Annotated in this window: 14 protein-coding genes; 9 read left to right on the top strand and 5 right to left on the bottom strand. The window is 56.9% G+C overall.

Going from position 1 to position 16,250, the window contains the following annotated elements; all coding sequences use genetic code 11:
• Together VEH04_05280 and VEH04_05275 are read right to left on the bottom strand one after the other, a co-directional pair.
• A partial coding sequence (locus tag VEH04_05280; GenBank protein ID HYG22177.1) for a hypothetical protein occupies positions 1-611 on the bottom strand: 611 nt, incomplete at its 3' end.
• A 1-nt stretch (position 612) separates the two neighbouring features.
• Positions 613-2,073 carry a DUF1800 domain-containing protein gene (locus VEH04_05275; GenBank protein ID HYG22176.1) on the bottom strand — a complete coding sequence of 487 codons (1,461 nt, stop codon included), beginning with the start codon at positions 2,071-2,073 and terminating at the stop codon, positions 613-615.
• Positions 2,074-2,282: 209 nt separating this feature from the next.
• Between VEH04_05275 and VEH04_05270 the strand changes: the two genes are divergently transcribed.
• Both VEH04_05270 and VEH04_05265 read left to right on the top strand, forming a co-directional pair.
• On the top strand, positions 2,283-3,131 hold the full coding sequence (locus VEH04_05270; protein HYG22175.1) for a PEP-CTERM sorting domain-containing protein: 849 nt from the start codon (positions 2,283-2,285) through the stop codon (positions 3,129-3,131).
• 242 nt (positions 3,132-3,373) lie between these two features.
• Positions 3,374-4,063 (top strand): hypothetical protein, encoded by a 690-nt coding sequence (locus VEH04_05265; protein HYG22174.1) that lies wholly within the window; start codon positions 3,374-3,376, stop codon positions 4,061-4,063.
• A gap of 263 nt (positions 4,064-4,326) precedes the next feature.
• On the opposite strand, the gene VEH04_05260 is transcribed toward VEH04_05265, so the two are convergent.
• The 3 genes from VEH04_05260 to VEH04_05250 all read right to left on the bottom strand — a co-directional run bounded on the left by VEH04_05260 (position 4,327) and on the right by VEH04_05250 (position 9,728).
• Positions 4,327-6,054 (bottom strand): potassium/proton antiporter, encoded by a 1,728-nt coding sequence (locus tag VEH04_05260; GenBank protein ID HYG22173.1) that lies wholly within the window; start codon positions 6,052-6,054, stop codon positions 4,327-4,329.
• Between the two features lie 150 nt (positions 6,055-6,204).
• Positions 6,205-8,016, bottom strand: a complete 1,812-nt coding sequence (gene aspS, locus VEH04_05255) for an aspartate--tRNA ligase (protein ID HYG22172.1) — start codon at positions 8,014-8,016, stop codon at positions 6,205-6,207.
• A gap of 530 nt (positions 8,017-8,546) precedes the next feature.
• A complete protein-coding gene (locus VEH04_05250) occupies positions 8,547-9,728 on the bottom strand; it encodes a hypothetical protein (protein ID HYG22171.1) in 1,182 nt (393 codons plus the stop codon).
• A gap of 681 nt (positions 9,729-10,409) precedes the next feature.
• On the opposite strand from VEH04_05250, the gene purE reads away from it, so the two are divergent.
• From purE to VEH04_05215, 7 genes are all read left to right on the top strand, one after another.
• Positions 10,410-10,919 (top strand): 5-(carboxyamino)imidazole ribonucleotide mutase, encoded by a 510-nt coding sequence (gene purE / locus VEH04_05245; protein ID HYG22170.1) that lies wholly within the window; start codon positions 10,410-10,412, stop codon positions 10,917-10,919.
• A 13-nt stretch (positions 10,920-10,932) separates the two neighbouring features.
• On the top strand, positions 10,933-11,577 hold the full coding sequence (locus VEH04_05240; GenBank protein HYG22169.1) for a carbonic anhydrase: 645 nt from the start codon (positions 10,933-10,935) through the stop codon (positions 11,575-11,577).
• A 328-nt stretch (positions 11,578-11,905) separates the two neighbouring features.
• Positions 11,906-12,577: a response regulator transcription factor gene (locus tag VEH04_05235; protein HYG22168.1), complete on the top strand. Its 672-nt coding sequence runs from the start codon at positions 11,906-11,908 to the stop codon at positions 12,575-12,577.
• A gap of 45 nt (positions 12,578-12,622) precedes the next feature.
• On the top strand, positions 12,623-13,324 hold the full coding sequence (locus VEH04_05230; GenBank protein ID HYG22167.1) for a polysaccharide biosynthesis/export family protein: 702 nt from the start codon (positions 12,623-12,625) through the stop codon (positions 13,322-13,324).
• A 64-nt stretch (positions 13,325-13,388) separates the two neighbouring features.
• Entirely contained in the window at positions 13,389-13,754 is a 366-nt protein-coding gene (locus VEH04_05225; protein ID HYG22166.1) for a four helix bundle protein, read from the top strand.
• Positions 13,755-14,144: 390 nt separating this feature from the next.
• A complete protein-coding gene (locus tag VEH04_05220; protein ID HYG22165.1) occupies positions 14,145-14,717 on the top strand; it encodes a transcriptional activator RfaH in 573 nt (190 codons plus the stop codon).
• Between the two features lie 340 nt (positions 14,718-15,057).
• Positions 15,058-16,170 (top strand): Gfo/Idh/MocA family oxidoreductase, encoded by a 1,113-nt coding sequence (locus VEH04_05215; GenBank protein ID HYG22164.1) that lies wholly within the window; start codon positions 15,058-15,060, stop codon positions 16,168-16,170.
• Positions 16,171-16,250 lie beyond the last annotated feature (80 nt).

Here is a 16,250-nt window from a genome sequence, read left to right as displayed (position 1 = left end):
AAATCCGGCACGCGGTAATTGCGCGGGTTGTCGAGGCTGACACCCTTCGGCGTGCGCGCCGCAAATGCCTGCGGCACCTGCCGGCCGACGTTCACCCCGATGGTGGGTTCTGCACCACCGCACGCATGATCAAAATAGCGCCCGATCCAGCCGTGTTTCTCAAACCGTTCGGAGTCGCTCGCAGTCTGCCAAATTTCCGTGGATCGAAAATGGGATCGATTCGGGTTTGGATACCCGACGCCGTGGATGACTCCCAACTGTCCAGCATCAAACAACTCCTTGAGTCCTCTCAGCGCAGGATGGAATCCAAAACCGTCGTTCAACTTCAGCGATTGGCTTGGGTCGATTCGCAGCCGCGGCCGAGCCTCCTCGTAAAATTCATTACCGATAGGAATCACGGTGTTCAACCCGTCGTTACCGCCAGCCATTTGCAGCACGACCAGGATTGAACCATCGCGTCCTGTGATGACCTGCGTCGTCCGATCCGCGGCGTCAGCCTGGATCGATGAAAACGTATTGGCGAGGAACGCGGGAACAGTCCACGACAGCGCACTCGTGAGCAGCGTTCCTCGCAAGAATTCACGCCGGGTTTGCAAGGTGATCTTTTTCATGTCAGCTCAATTGATAGTCGGTTGTGCCCAACACCAAACGGATTGCCCCCTTGATCGTTTCAGGGTCGAGGCTTGCCGCCGATTCCACATATTCCCGAAGTTGTTCCGCAGCCTTTCCGCGAAGTTGACCTTGAAGCAGGCGTTGTTGCAGCGCGTCCAGGAACACCCGTTTGTCCGCGCGCTCGGCCGATGAAAAAAGAAGCATCGGATCGATGCCGCCCTTGAGCGCTGGCCGCTGGCGTCGCTGGGGGCGATCGGGATTTCCTTCACGGCGGGGCTGCGGTGGCGCTTCGCCATCGACCAAAACCGGAACAGCGGTGTATCTCGCCATAAGGGTGTTCGTGCTGATCCAACTCGTGCCGCCGTCCCAGCCTTTTACATTCGGCGGAGCGAAAAGTTCCTGTCCGAGCGAACGCAACAAATCCAAACAGAATCGGGGCGTTGGCATTTGCCGCTCGAGGAGCCGCACGCTTCCAACCAGCCATTGAACAGGACTCTTCACCTGATTACCGATGACAGCTTGCGCGTAGAACTCTTCGCAAAGGAACATCGTTCGCAGGAACGCCCCGACCATCTTGTCGCAGCGTCGGAACTCGGCAGCCAACGCCGCATTGAGAGCAGGGGCGGGAAATTCGCCCGTGAAAAACTGCCACAGTCTTCCCGTGATGAAGGTGGCGGCTTCAGGGCGATTCACGATGATTTCAATAACGTCCTCGCCAGTGAAGTTGCCAGTTTTCCCCAGAATGACTTTCTCGCCCTCGTCGTGCCATCGTGGGCGGGTGACGAACCGCTGCGCTGCCCGATCAAGTGTCCAACCCGTGAAGGCGCGGGCCGCCTCAGCAACGTCCTTTTCCGTGTAATGACCTTCGCCGAGCGCAAATAACTCCATCACTTCACGTGCGAAGTTCTCATTCGGCTTTTCCTTGCGGCTTTGTCCCTGGTCGAGCCAGATCAACATGGCGGGATCGGTTCCGACCTCGACAAGAATGTCGCGCCAGTTGCCGACGGCAATTCGGCGGAAAAGCTCATTTTGGCGCCACATGTAGTAGGCATCGCGCACCTTCTCGAAGCTCGTTGCGAAATGCCCATGCCAGAAGAGGGTCAGCTTCTCCTGCAGCGGCCGCGGGCCAAAAGCCATGCGATTCAGCCACCACAGGCGCAATTCCAAAAGCCGTTCCCGTTGCAATCGCTGTTCCTGCCTTTGGAGTTCACGACGTTCAGGTTCAGGAGCCTTGCGCAAGTCGGCCAGACGTTGAATGCGTTCGGGATCAGGCTTTGCCCATTCGGGATCCGCCGTGGGATCCGGAATCCGCTGGAAATCAACCAGCTCCTCAACAGCGGCGGAAGCGCCGAGTTCGGTGAATCGCGCAACTTCCACAGGCTTTCCGCCGAACCCCGCGCGATTCAGCAGGTGCGCTGCCTTGCGAACGTCCCAAGCGGCAGCGGCAATCGGCTTCAGCATGAAATTTGAGACGAGCTGTCCCAAACATTGGTTTCCCGTGAACTTTGGCACCCCAAAAAAAGCGGGTGCAGGGATGCGAACGGGGAACTCACCCCACCTGAGCCGTTTCTCCTCGGAAAATACGGACAATTCCCCCGAAGTTTTTCTGACTAATCCCTTGACAGCTTTGCCCAAAAGGAGGACAACCCTTCACAACACACAGGAGAAGAATGAAAAACACGCAACGCACTCGTTTTGGGGTAAAGAGTCAGGCTTGCCTGGCCGCCGTTTCCGCGCTGGTTCTCGCTGCGCCTTCTCCTGCGCTTGCGGCGCCGGCAAAGCTCACTGATAGCAACAGCTCCCTTGTCATCAATCCCACGAGCGATCAATTGATGACCACGTGGCTCGTCGACGGCGTGAGCCAGCTGGTATTGCAAAGCTTTTACCTTCGCGTGGGCAGCGTTGGTGGCGAAAGCGCGCTGAGCACGCTCCCGTTGATCAGCCAGTCACAGCCGACCGCGAACACACTGAATGTGCTGTATGGCAACGCCATGTTCAGCATCGAGACGAGCTACTCGCTCGTGGGTGGTTCATCGGGCAGCGGCGTCTCCAGTGTTTCCGAGCAGGTCAAGATCACCAACCTTTCCGGGTCAGCACTCGATTTTCATTTCTTCCAGTACGCGGACTTCGACCTGGCGGGATCATCGGCCAATGACACGGTGCAGCTCGGAAAGAACATCCAGGGCTTTTACAACGAAGCCTTGCAGTTCAAGCCTTCCAATCTCGGAACGGTCGATACGGTCCTGACATCGGGCGCGAATCACGGTCAGGTTTCCAGTTTCCCCACCATCCTCAACTCGCTTAACGATGGCGCACCGACAACGCTGAACGACAATTCGGGTCCGATGACTGGCGACGCAACCTGGGCATTTCAATGGGACCGTCTGATTGCTGCGGGCGACTCGTTCATCATCGGCATCGACAAGAATCTTTATCTCGTCCCGATTCCTGAACCTTCGATCTTCGCTCTCGGTGCCCTCGGTGCCGCCTTTATGGCAATGAAGCGCCGCAACCGCTAGGCCCCTCCCGTTTTGGTGGTCCCAACTACCGCGCTGCGCTTCAAATGAATCAGCGCGGATCCTCCCGACTCGCGGCGTAGTGCCCTTTCCCGCTCAGTTCGCTCGCAGATGGCGGCCCTTACGTGATTACAAACATCGCGACGCGACGTTCGCCGGCGGGCAAAATTTTTTTCCACTTCGTTCCCGTTCAAGTTCTTGCCCTTTGCTGCTTCCGTGATAAAACGGAGTTCCATTTTCGCCGCATGAAAAAAGAACCTAAAAAAGCTAACGAAGCCCAGTTGCTCGAACTCCTGAAACGCGTCCTGCCGAAGGCCACGCACGACCCGAAACTCGCCGACAAAATCTACGGCGCCGTCGAAAACGAACTCAAAGCCACAGCCCGCGTCACCGCATTCGAGAAGTTCTGCCAGCACTTGGAAATTCCGGATCTCGAACCGAAGAGCATTGAAGAAGTGAAACGGCAACTGACGCAAACCTTCGGCGATGGCGACGTCACCGTGCGTCCGAACAAGAAAGAAAAGACGCTGACCGTGGAACTTGCCCTGACCGATGGCGCCCAGTTCACAGGCGAAGTGCGCGTCAATCCCAACGCCACTGCGGACCAGGCCGAGGAAGAGGAATTCAAACCCAAGTTTGCGCCATTCCCCGTGGCCATGCCCGGCGACAAGGAACTCGTTTGGATCCTGGCCAAACACGAGACGCTTTCGCCTGAGGAAGCCGGGATCGCCCTGTCGAAAATCGAAGAGGAATTCTGGGCTTCTAAATCCGGACAGAAGCTCCTTCGCGATCGCGTTGAACGCAGCTTTCCAGAATTCATCTCGCGGGTTCCTGCCAAGTTGCTGACCGAGGTTGGACTCAAGCGACATTACAAAACGCCGGAACCTATCAAGGTTGTGCGATCCGGTGCCCAGGCCAAAGCCAAGGCGGCGTAAGGCAAATCAATTTGAAACGTTGTCCGAGTGTGCCCGTGACGGGGAAGAGTGCGAAGATAAGACCTTTAACAGGAGCACGCAGAGGTAGCAGAGAAAAGGCAGAGGAAGCTGTCTCTGAATCCGTGTTCGTCCGCGGTTAGATTTATTTTCCGCTGCCCTCTTTTCGTGTGGTTCGTGTGATTCGTGGTTGAAGTTGCTCTCTTCAATTCGCGAACATTAGCGTCATTCGCCTAAGCCGTTCTCCTCACCGGCGCACTCCGCGTTTATTCCAGGATCGACATCCCCACCAACTCAATCTTCCCATCAGGGGCCAGTCGTTGGACCCGAAATCGAAGCGAGCTGATTTCAACGATGGCATTCAACTGGGGTTCGTCAGGCGCAAGTTTCTTTCGCATCAGTTGGTCCAGCGTCGTTTCATTGTCTTCTTCCATCGAGATGGAATAAAACTCCTCCAGTTCCCCAACCCTCGTCGAGCCTCGGAACGGGAACTCTGCCGTGGACGGCACTGAGGCTCGTTCAGGGGGATTCCGTCCAAACACCTGATCCACGAGCGGTTTCGTGCCGGGGCGCAATACGAGGATGACGTGATCGCCTGCATGGATGCGCGTGAGCCCCTGGGGCGGTATGATTTGTTCGCCCCGCGCGATCAGCGCGATGACCACTCCGCCGGGCAACGCGAGATCCTTGACCTGCCGACCCGCAGCGCGCGAATCGTCGGTGATGGCATAATCCAGAACTTCGCCATCAACGTTGCGCAACGAACTGATCTCAAGGTTCACGGGAGGCTCAGGTTCGCGCGGCGTTTCCAATCCCAGCCATTTTGCAACCGGGGCCAGGCTCGTGCCCTGGACGACGGCCGACACGACGACAATGAAAAACACCACGTCGAAGATCAATTGCGCCTGGAGTGATCTCTCGCCGGTGGCGAACATCAACGGGAACGTCGCCAGTGTAATCGGAACGGCGCCTTTCAATCCAACCCACGACATAAACGTCAGCTCGTTCCACTTGAATCGAAACGGCAGGACCGAAAGCACCACGGAGACAGGCCTCGCAACGAAAATAAGAACCAGGCTGATCAACACCGCCTTGCCGCTCACCTCGAGCAAACGACTCGGGAAACAGAGCAAGCCGAGCGTAACGAACATGATGATCTGCGCGAGCCAGGCAATGGCATCGTGGAATCGTCGAATGCCCTGTTGGAACATCAGCTTTTTATTGCCAATGATGACGCCTGCCAGGTAGACCGCAAGGAACCCGCTGCCGCCCAGTTGCACCGCCGCACCGTAAGTCAGCAGGCCGAAGGCGCTCACGAGGACGGGATACATTCCTGCCGCACCGAGCTCAATCCGGTTCACGGTCCAGACAGCCGCATAGCCACCCGCGATGCCAAGGATTGCGCCGATTGTCATTTGTAACGCGAACAGCTTGAGCAATCCAGGACCCATTTCCACGTTCCCCAACAGCAGTTCAATGCACCCAACGGTCAGGAAAATGGCCATTGGATCGTTGGATGCGCTTTCAACTTCGAGCACGGAAGCGATCTTCTTCGGCAAACCGACTCCGCCCCATCGTAGAATGGAAAACACCGCGGATGCGTCAGTCGAACCAACAATACTGCCCAGCAGCATGCCTTCGAGAAGGCTGACTCCCAGGATCCAGGTCGCGGCCACGCCCGTGATCACCGCGGTCAATATGACGCCGACTGTGGCGAGGAGGATGGATGGCTTCCACGCGATCCGAATGGCAGCGGCCGAAGTTCCCAGTCCACCGTCGAAGAGGATCATCGCCAACGCGACCGTTCCGATGGCATGTGCGAGCTTGTAGTCTTCGAACTCAATACCACCAATGCCTTCGGAGCCGGCGAGCACGCCAACAAGCAGGAACAGCACAAGAACGGGCATTCCAAGCCTGGTGGAAAGCTTGCTGGAAACAATTCCGAACAGCAGCAACAGGCCCGTTATGAGGATCAGTGTATCAACGATGAACATTCAAAATCCAAACGACAAACGGCGTAAACGCCGCGCTCCCAGACTGCACGCTTCAGTCTGCTTCAACGCCAAACCTGCGAACGCGTTGGCATTTTGCCCACGCACTCCCGCCTTCCACAGCCCAAGCGGCGTGAACGCCGCGCTCCTCGGCTACGCCGCAGGCGTTTCAGGCTTCTTCACCTTCAGATCAATGTGCAATTCCCGAAGCTGTTTCGGCTCGACCGTGCTCGGCGAGTCGGTCATCAGGTCAGTGCCTTTTGCCGTCTTTGGGAACGCAATCACGTCGCGAATGCTCGGCGTATTGCACAGAATCGCGCAGAGCCGATCGAAGCCCAGCGCAATGCCGCCATGCGGCGGTGCGCCATACTTGAACGCTTCCAGCATGTAGCCAAAGCGGGCCTTAACGACATCCTCAGGAATCTGCAGGAGCTCCCGGAAAATGGTGTTCTGCACGTCAGGCTGATGGATCCGAATCGAGCCGCCGCCCAATTCGACGCCATTCACCACGATGTCGTAATGCTGTCCGCGCACCTTCTTGGGATCAGTCTTCAGCAGCGGGATGTCATCCGCCACAGGTGCAGTGAAGGGATGATGGCTCGAGTACCAACGATTCTGTTCCCGATCGAAACCCAACAGCGGAAACTCGATGACCCAAAGGAATTCAAAACGATTCGAATCGATCGTGAGCTTTCCCTGCCCTTTCAAAACCTCTGCGCAATAGAGGCGGATCTTGCCCAGGATCTCGCAGGCATTCAGCCATTGGTCTGCCGCAAAAAGAATCAGGTCGCCTTCCTCAATCGCCAGCTTTGTGATCAGCGCCTGCTTTTCAGCGTCGTTGAAGAACTTCACGATAGGCGATTTCCATTCGCCGTTCTCCACCTTGATGTAGGCGAGGCCCTTGGCGCCGAAGCTTTTGGCATATTCGGTCATCGTCTCGATTTGACCCTGCGTCGCTCCCGCCATTCCTTTCGCGTTCAACGCCTTTACGACGCCGCCATTAGCGATCGCGCCGCTGAATACCTTGAAGCTGCTCGCGCGGAAGGCTTCGGTGAAGTCGACCAATTCCATGCCGAATCGAGTGTCGGGCTTGTCGATGCCGTAACGGTCCATGGCTTCCTGGAAGCTGATTCGCTTGAATGGCGTGGGAATATCCACGTTCAACGCGGTTTTCCAGACCCGTTTCAAGTAGCCTTCAATCAGCGCGTAAATGTCTTCGCGCTCGATGAAGCTCATCTCAAGATCGAGTTGCGTGAATTCCAACTGGCGATCGGCGCGCTGATCTTCATCGCGGAAACAGCGCGCAATCTGGAAGTATCGTTCCATCCCTGCCACCATGAGCATCTGCTTGAACTGCTGTGGTGATTGCGGCAGCGCGTAAAAGGTTCCGGGCTCGCGCCGATTCGGCACCAGGAATTCGCGCGCGCCTTCGGGAGTCGACTTGAACAGGATCGGTGTTTCCACTTCAAGGAACCCCTGCTCGTCCATGTATTGGCGCGTGGTGATGGCGACCTTGGAACGCAGGCACAGGTTGCGCGACATCTCGGGACGGCGCAGATCCAGGTAACGATGCTGAAGCCGCAGTTCCTCGTTCACCTTGCTCGAGACTTCGGGATCGTCGACAGGAAACGGCAGGACCTCAGCCATGTTCAACACTTCGAGCTGCTCGGCGACCACCTCGACATCGCCGGTCGGGATCTTGGAATTGTTGGTGCCCTCGGGCCGCTGGCGCACCTTGCCGGTGATACTGACCACACATTCGCTGCGCAACGCCGCCGCATTGGTGAAGAGATCCGCCGCGACATTCGACGGGTCAAAAACGGTTTGCGTGCGGCCTTCCCGATCGCGGATATCAATAAAGATCAAGCCGCCGAGATCGCGGCGGGAGTGAACCCAACCTGATAAAGTGACTGTTTGCCCGATGTGGGACGGCCGTAATTCGTTGCAATGATGCGTGCGTTTCATGTTCGTGCGGACTGCGGAATTCAGGTAACGGAATTCGGCATCCTGAGCGAGCGCGCATGTTGTCGGGGTTCGGGATTGAATTCAAAAGAAAAGTAATACTCCGCCTCACCGCCTCACCCTCTCGCCCCGTGAGGCACGAGCGGGGAGAGAGCCGGAGAGAGGGGCAGCTCGTTGGAATTTCACAGGAGCACACAGAGGTAACGGAGGTCCGGAAATCTTCGGCGATCAACCCCGTCACACCCGCGCCCACCGCCCTCCCTATTTGCTCCGCAACTCCCTGACCCTCTCGCCCCGTGAGGCACGAGTGGGGAGAGAGCCGGAGAGAGGGGCAGCCCGTTGGAATTTCACAGGAGCACACAGAGGTAACGGAGCTTCGGAAATCTTCGGCGGTTAACCCGTCACACCCGCGCCCATCGTCCTCCCTATTTGCTCCGCAACTCCCTCACCCTCTCGCCCCGTGAGGCACGAGCGGGGAGAGAGTTGGAGAGAGGGGCAGCCCGGTTCACATCTCAGACGCGCCCGCCGCGCTCCTATTTCCCCTGCAACTCCAGCGCGATATCCATCTTCATCTTCATCGTCTGCCGCTGACCGCCAGCATTCATCGACATATTCATCTCCAGGTGCGACTTGCTATTGCCCGACAGCGGAAGCAGCCGCACAAGATCCATCACGCCGGTTCCGCTTCCCGCCCCAGTCAACTTTTCCAGGTCCATCTGCATCGACGGCATCCCTGGGTTCGTTATTTTTTGGCGGCCTGCAGTCTGGGAAACTCTGGTGCTCAGCGTCACCCTGCTGCCTTCCATCGCCGTGAGTTCCTGCGTGGTGACCTGGTTGATGGTTATTCCCTGCGACTTCAGTGGCGACCGAACCTCCCATCGCGCCCCGATCCCCACAGGCTCCTCAGGCAACGGCAACGTCAGATTCGCCAGGACTTCCTTGATTTGGTCAACCGTCTGTTGCACTTGCGGGTTCACATTGCCGCTTGTCTTGACCTCCAGGTGTTTGCTGATCGCGCGGCTGCTCAGCGTGCCCGACGTCGAAATCCCACGCACCCCTTCCACGGACCCTTTCATGGCATCCGTGACCTGGCTGGGTACGGACGGATCGTCGCGCATGCTGACTTCGCTGATCACGCTTTCGAATTCGATATCACCGTTCTCGGCCACGCTCTTGACCGTGACCTCCACCGTCATATCCATGGGCGGCGTCTTGATTGATTGAGCGGGTGCGGCGCCCATTTCCATGGAAATATCGAAAGTCATGGTCATCCCAACCTTCTGCACATCGCCCGGCTTGGGTTGCAGTCGAAGGACCTGGCGCGGTTCGGCGCCTGGCGCGAGAAGCTTGACCGGACCTGCGGCAGACCGGGCTGCCGATGCGGCACTTTGCGGCGTCGCAGGTTCAGGAACCTGCGACAGTTTATTGATCTTGTCGGCGAGGTCTGCGAGGCGTGTCGTCACCATGCGGCTATTCCATGTCGGATGAGCGCGCTTGAACTGCATCAATTCGATCTGTGCCGCTTGATACTTCTTGAGGGCTTCCTCGCGTTTGCCGTCGGCGCTCAGTTTCTCAGCCTCGGAGAAAAGCGAGTAGAGGCGGACATATTGATCATCTGGCGACGTGGCTGCGCGAACGGATGGAAGTGAAAAGCAGACTGCAAAGAGCGAAAGCCAAAGCAAAGCCGCGTGGCAGGAGAGGCGCCTCATCATCATGGCCGAAAACTCTAGACCGCCCAATCAATCGGTCAATGCGGAAGTCGATTTTTGATCCATATCGGCTGGATCAAAAGTAGTGATCAAACTCGTAGTTCTTAAACTCCGTCTCTTCCGAGCGCAGCCCGGGGAGCAGAGGCATAGCAGGGTCGTTCATCATCTCTGCTATCAAAATTTTTAACAGGAGCTCGCAGAGGAAGCAGAGGTTCAGATTTAGGACGATTTCAATCCCCTCTCTCCAACTCTCTCCCCGCTCGTGCCTCACAGGGCGAGAGGGTCCAGGGGTTTACAGATCGCAGTGATCACACACACTTGATCACGCCCATCCGTGCTAATCCGTGCGAATCCGTGTCTCAACCGGTTTACAGCTTGTCAGGCATTCCTCTGCTATCTCCGTTTCCTCCGGTCAACCTTTCCGCTTCGGAGTGTGCCCGCTCCAAGACCGATTCGCGTCCGCCTCGCGCGATACGGAGTGGTCGACTATTGGGTTCCAAACAGGAACTGCAGCCTTTCCGTCCACATTTTCGTGTGGTTCGTGTGTTTCGTGGTCATGCATCTTCTGCTGGATCCGTGTCCATCCGTGGTTGCCTCCCCTTCTTTGCCGCCGATTCGTTCGTTGTTCCTGTTACCCGGCGCTTTGCGCTTTGCCCTTTGGCACGTCCCAGCCTAAACTCCGCGCCCATGAACTCATCAGCACCTCTCAGGGTTGGAATTTTAATGGGCAGCGATTCGGATTGGCCCGTGATGAAAGCCGCGGCCGACGTCTGCGCTGATTTTCAGGTCGGCTTCGACGCGCGCGTGATTTCAGCTCATCGAACCCCGCACGATCTCGAGGAATTCGTCCGCGGCGCTTTCGATCGCGGCATTCGCGTATTCATCGCTGGGGCGGGCGGCGCCGCGCACTTGCCTGGCGTCACGGCGGCTTTCACTCCCCTGCCCGTCATCGGCGTTCCCATCCAAGGAAAGGCGCTGGAAGGCATGGACGCTTTGCTTTCAATTGTCCAAATGCCTCCCGGCGTTCCCGTCGCGACGGTTGCCGTCAATGGCGCCAAAAATGCCGGCCTGCTTGCGATGCAGATCCTGGCGACCGGCGACGAACGCCTGCAGAAAGCGTATGTGTCTTTCAAAGAGAAACTTGCAATGGAATCCCGCGCCAAAAACGAGACGCTGGCCAAATCCCTGAAGAACTGACGTTTTGAGTGAAATGCAACGGCTAATCGAAGGCGTTCACAAGTTTCGAAAAGAGGAATTCGGACGCTACAGCGCTCTCTTCAAGAAGCTTTCGCGAACGGGCCAGAGCCCGCACACGCTGTTCATCACCTGTGCCGACTCACGCGTTTTGGCAGAACTCGTGACGCAGAGCCAGCCGGGCGAACTCTTCGTCGTGAAGAACATTGGGAACATTGTGCCGCCTTCGAGTGTCGTGGGCACGACGAATTCCACTGCGGCGGCGATTGAGTTCGCGGTGGATGTCTTGAGGGTCAACGACATCGTCGTATGCGGCCATTCGAAATGCGGTGCCATGGAAACCCTGTTGAATCCGGCAGCGAGCCTGCAGAACATGCCGCATCTCAGCCGCTGGCTCGAACTCGCCGCTCCCGTGCGCGAGACGCTCGAAAAGAATTACTCGAACCTGACGGCTGCCGATCATCGCAGCACGGCTGCTGCCGAGGAAAACGTTCTCTTCGCTCTTGAAAACTTGCATTCGTATCCGTGTGTTCAAGAGCGATTAGCCGACGGCTCCCTTCGGCTTCACGGCTGGTTCTTCAAGATAGCCACCGCGGAACTCTTCGCCTACGACCCCGAAACCCGGCAATTCCAGCCCATCAAGCCCCCCGACGCCGCATAATCCGCAGTCGAAGGTAGAGACATTGCCCTGCGCTGTCCGCATCGCGTAGACCTGAAGCTTGCACGAAGAGTCTGTTCCCCGCTAATCCGCGGAGAATCGCAGCGTGCACCGTATTTACCCCGCGCATGCGCGGAAGGTTCACGATTACATGCTTTGTTTCGTGTGATTCGAGTGATTCGTGGTTGGTTGTTTTAGTATTTCAGCTTTTTAGCGTTTCAGCATTTTTTTCAGATCCATGTCCATCCGTGGTTAAAGTCCCTCTCTTCAATGCCTTCCGACTTGCATTCCTCCCTCGAAAACCCTCTAATCCGGGGGTCATCAGGAGCACATGAAGAAAGCAGCAAATGGGGAGAAGCGAACCAGGGTTTTTGTGGTCGATGACCATCCCCTGGTGCGTCAGGCATTGAAAGAAGCGATCCGGAAAGAATCCGGACTGGAATTCTGCGGAGAGGCTGACGACCGCGAGGAAGCGTTGCAAGGCATCGCCGCCGCGCAACCCGACCTTGCGATCATTGACCTTCGCCTGCGATCCTCGGACGGCCTCGACCTCATCCGCGATCTCCGCGACCGATTTCCGAAGGTAAAAACGCTCGTCCTCTCGATGCAGGACGAAACCATCACCGCCGAGCGGGCAGTTCGAGCTGGCGCCCGCGGTTATGTTTCCAAGCAGGAACCGCCCAAGACCATTGTGCAGGCGATGCACAAGGTAATCGCAGGCGACATTTATTGGAGCGAGCGTGCCGCTGCTCAGGTAGCGTCCCGGCTCGCATCCCCATCCACGACGCATCAATCCGTGGCGGAACGCCTTTCAGAGCGAGAGTTGCAGGTATTTGAACAAGTCGGCCTTGGCCGCAGCACCCAGCAAATTTCCGAAACCCTCCACATCGACATCAGCACGGTTGAGACGTATCGCTGCCGCATTAAGCAAAAGCTCGGTTTGAAGGACGGATCCGAGCTCCTCCAGATGGCAATTCGCTGGGCGCTTTCAAACACGTACTGATCAAAAAGCTTTAAGAAGTCGCGCTTTCCTCCGACCATGCATTCCATGAACAGCCCAACACGATTCTTTCAGGCTCTTTCGCGGCTGGCGCTTCTTGTCACGACATTGTTCCTGATCCACGCGGGCGCGGGCTGCGCCTCGTCGGTGCCGAAACCCAAGGCCACCAAGGAAGCGGAGGCCCTGAAACAAGCTGCAGCAGCAGCCCAGGGAACCAACACCGTTTCCGACGCCACGAACAGCAATAGTTCTGTTTCGGTCGTATTGCGCGAAGGCGATGTGCTCCGAATCGGATTTCCTGGAAACCCGAACTTGAACTCGGTCACGACGATTCGCCGCGACGGAAAGATCGCCCTGGATCTGGTCGGCGAGGTGCCTGCAGCGGGATTAACTCCGATTCAGTTGAAGGACGAACTCGTCAAGCTGTACGGCGATCAATTGATCGACAAGGAAGTGAATGTCTTCATTGAGTCATCGAGCTACCCGATCTTCGTCACAGGCGCTGTGCTGCGTCCCGGCAAAGTGATGGCCAATCGTCCGTTATCGGTGCTCGAAGGCATCATGGAAGCCGGTGGATTCAACTACGGCACCGCCAATTTGAAGGCCGTGCGTGTCATGCGCGAGGTTGATGGCCGCATGAAGCACTACCAATTCAATCTTCGCAAGGTGATGAACGGGGCGGAATCCGAGCCATTTTACCTGAAACCCTCCGACATCGTCTACGTCCCCGAACGCTTCGTTTGGTTCTGATGGAAGGGACTACGGGACTACGGGACTAAAGGACGACGGGACTAAAGGACTAAAGGGTGAGGGGATGAGGGATTACAGGAAGATTCAGGCATGGAAGCTGAGTGACGAGTTGACATTGGCGGTCTACGAATGCACTCGGAACTTTCCACAGGCAGAGATCTACGGTCTGACGAGCCAGCTTCGCCGTGCCGCGTATTCGGTTCCGGCCAATATAGTCGAAGGTTCCTCACGCGAGACCCAACGCGATTACCTACACTTTCTCTACATATCGCGCGGTTCGCTTAGCGAGACCCAATACTTTGTCCACTTGGCTAGCCGCTTAGGTTACCTGACAACCGAACAAGCTGAATTGCTCGAAGGTGCAGGCCGGAGAACTTTTGCGTGTCTGCACGGCCTCATTACCGCCGTTGAAAAACAAACCGGAAAGTAGTCCCTTCGTCCCTTCGTCCTTGAGTCCCTTCGTCCTTTAATCCCTTCGTCCTTTAGTCCCTTCGTCCTTTAGTCCCTTCGTCTCGTGGTCCCGTGGTCCCCTCGTCCCGTCGTCCCTGCCCGCCCATGTAGCGCTCCCCACTACACCCTGTCATGCTCGGACGGACGGCAAAATCAGCATTGTCCACGACAGACAACCCCTGCCGCCGTGTACACAATCCCATCCCATGAAACCAAGTTGGGACACAAAGCGGACGGCAGCATCGCGTCCGTTGATCGCCGACAGTGCAAGACTGGCGCGATTTGAAGCACTTCCACTGGTTGCACCGCACTTAAAGGTAAAGAATGTTCCGCGCGGAACGATAGATGCAGCGGCCCCCGGAACAGAAGTATGATCGCACAGTCTGAAAGTAGCTGCATCGAAACGATGAACTGGTATTGCGCGCGGACCAAACCGAAGCATGAGCACATCGCGGCCGCGAATCTGGTTCGTCAGGTCGGATTGGAAGTGTTTAATCCCCGGCTGCGCATTGAGCGCGCCACTCGTCGCGGTCCTGTTCGAACCGTTGAGCCGCTCTTCCCTTGTTACATTTTTCTTCGCTGCGAACGCTCGCAGATGATGGACATCCGCTTTGTGAACGGCGTGAGCACCCTCGTCCATTTCGGCGATGAGGTTCCTCCTGTGCCTGATGCGATCATCGCCGATCTGCGCAGTTGTTTTGAGTCCGAGGAGCCGATGCCAGTCGAAGACCGCCTGGAATCTGGCGCGGACGTTATCATCGCGGAAGGTGCCTTCCGCGGGCTTTCCGGGGTGGTGCTGCGTTCGATGCCCGCGAGGCGCCGCGTTCAAGTCCTGATGGATGTGCTTGGACGCCCGACGCTTGTGGAAGTCGATCGGAGCGCGGTGACCTTGGAAAATCGAAGAATGGCCGATCTCCTTCCGGCCCTCGCGGCGGTGACCTAGCATGGCAGTTTTGGCCCGGTTCTCGCGGGGCTTGCCACGGGCCAAAAGGACCTCTGTTTGCCGCAGAACATTGGATTGGCGCAGAAGATGATATTGAAGCGCCAGAGGAGCGCGCCGGCAACGAGCGCTGGAAATATGGGAAGCATTGGGAACGCCGTTGAAGTTTGCGAAAAGAATTCAATTCGCGAACAAGTGCGGAGCCCGTACAGACGGCTCTGAGTCGCGTTTCACATCCCAATTTAGTCACCCCCCGGAGCGTCGCACAGCCCCGTCAATGATCCCAAACCAGCAGGCGCAGCCCTCCGCAACTACTGACCACATTTATTCAAGAAGCAAAATTATGACCAAACACATCAACGTTGGCGTCGTGGGCTGCGGCTACTGGGGCCCCAACCTCATACGCAATTTCCGGTCTCTTCCGGGCTGCACGCTGAAGGCTATGTGCGATGTCAGCGTTCAACGCCTGCAACATTTGAAGAACTTGTATCCGGAAGCCGCAACGGAGACTCAGTTTGAACGCATGCTGACGGATTACGATGTCGACGCTGTTGTGATCGCAACGGCTGTCAAGCATCACTTCCCGATGGCGAAAGCCAGTCTCCTTGCCGGCAAACATACGCTCGTGGAAAAGCCTTTGGCCGATTCGGTCGCGCATTGCGAGGAGCTTGTTGACATCGCCGAAAACAAGGGGCTCGTGTTGATGGTGGGCGACACATTCCTGTATTCACCCGCGGTTCGGAAGATCAAGGAAATCGTGGAATGGGGCGATCTGGGTGACATTCGATACATTTCCGCTCGTCGGCTGAACCTTGGTTTATTCCAGCAAGACATCAACGTCGCATGGGATTTGGCTCCTCACGATCTTTCAATCATCCTCCATATCACCGAGGAAATGCCATTGAGTGTGAACTGTACTGGAAGCGCTCATGTGACGCCTGGAGTCGAGGACGTTACGGCAATGTGCTTGTCTTTCCGCCAGAACCGCTCGGCGATTATTCACAGCAGCTGGCTCGATCCGCGGAAGACACGTGAAATGACTATTGTCGGTAGCAAACGGATGATCGTCTATGATGATGTTGCCACGCTCGACAAAATCAAGGTGTTCGACGCCTGTGTCGACCGTCCGCCGCATTACGACACATTCGGAGAGTTCCAATACGCCTATCATTACGGCGACATGTATGTTCCGTACATCAAACACGAGGAGCCTTTGAAGTCTGAATGCCAGCACTTTCTGGATTGCATTCGAGAAGGTATCACGCCACTGACGCATGGCCGTCGCGGTTTGGAGCTGGTTCGCATCCTGGAAGCTTCGTCGGCATCGTTGAAAATGAACGGTGGCGTGGTCGTGTTGGAAGACCGGGTATTGGCTGCAAAGAAACTGGCGGCAAACGGCGGGCACTTGAAGGCAGCGGGAAACTATGCTGTTTCTGAGAAGGCCGTGACCGCATGACGTGCAGCTCCGGTCGTTAACGCATCCACGGTGCCTGCATCCGCCCGAACTCGGTCGGGCAACCCTGCGCGAATGTTGAA

This window comes from Verrucomicrobiia bacterium, from assembly GCA_035629175.1.
Lineage (GTDB): Bacteria > Verrucomicrobiota > Verrucomicrobiia > Limisphaerales > DASXHY01 > DASXHY01.
The sequence above is the reverse complement of the archived record's forward strand: the minus strand, read 5'-3'. Positions and strand labels throughout refer to the sequence as shown.